Source organism: Stutzerimonas stutzeri (genome assembly GCF_024448935.1).
GTDB lineage: Bacteria > Pseudomonadota > Gammaproteobacteria > Pseudomonadales > Pseudomonadaceae > Stutzerimonas > Stutzerimonas stutzeri_AO.
The window spans coordinates 1-965 of the sequence record NZ_JAMOIE010000246.1; the positions used below are offsets into that span (position 1 = coordinate 1).

General features: G+C 51.2%; 1 protein-coding gene. It reads right to left on the reverse strand.

Annotated features, from left to right (window positions below; all coding sequences use genetic code 11):
• A partial coding sequence (locus NA637_RS25145) for a Tar ligand binding domain-containing protein (protein ID WP_256075356.1) occupies nt 1–851 on the reverse strand: 851 nt, incomplete at its 3' end.
• Nucleotides 852–965 lie beyond the last annotated feature (114 nt).

Sequence of the window (965 nt, forward strand, 5' to 3'; positions counted from 1 at the left end):
AGTTGCTCCACGGCACCTGCCAACTCTTGAAAGGTGTGGTGAAAACGCGAAGCCATTTCATTGAATGCGCTAGATATTTCGCCCAGCTCATCACGCCCCTGATAGGTAACTCGATAGCCCAAATTGCCATCAGCGAGCTGCTGACCGCCGACTTGAAGCTCCCGAACGCCTTTGGTGATACTTGGCACAGTGGCCAGAGCCGTGACTGTGACCAGAGACAGAGCCACTACCAGCGCCAGTCCTATCATCGCCACAAGACGCTCGAATTGCTTATCCGCGTTTTGAAAGCTTAATTCAGCTGCCGACGCCTCCGACTCAATAAGAGTGCGCAAGCTGGCATAGGTAGTCATAAAAGCAGGATCAAGGCGGGTTAGCAGGATTTGGTTCCCTCCCGCATAGTCGCCTTGGCGCATCGCATTGAGCGTCGGCAGAACACCATTATCCAAGTAATCAGACAATTTGTTCTGCAGCTCAGTGCTAAGGCGCTGCTGTTCTTTGCTCATTGGTATACGCTGGTAGTCAGAAAGGCGCTCACGGATGATGCTTACGCTTTTATCCACTCTATCGAAATGCATACTCGATGGATGATCATGCGCCTTCTCGAAGGCACTTCCGGGCTCATGCTGAAGGGCAAGCAAAAGCTGAGCACGCGCGTTGTGCATGTGGTTATTGATGTCGCCAAGCTTGTCGATCGGTAGCAACATGTTGTTGTACAGCCGATCAATCACTGCATTGCTGGTGCGCATTCCATTAAGACCAGCCATTGGCAAGCCGACAGCCATAGATGCTAGAAGCACGAGCAAGCCGATGAGACGGGTTTTTATTGAGAAACGGGCTAGCCAACCACTCATCGTGTCACCTCATTATTAGATATTTCAATGTGCCTTCATTGTATCGGCTGGTTCATTTGAAATCTTGAGTCAGGCTCCCCCTCAAGGCTTCTCGCCATATGGCCGGGGGAAATA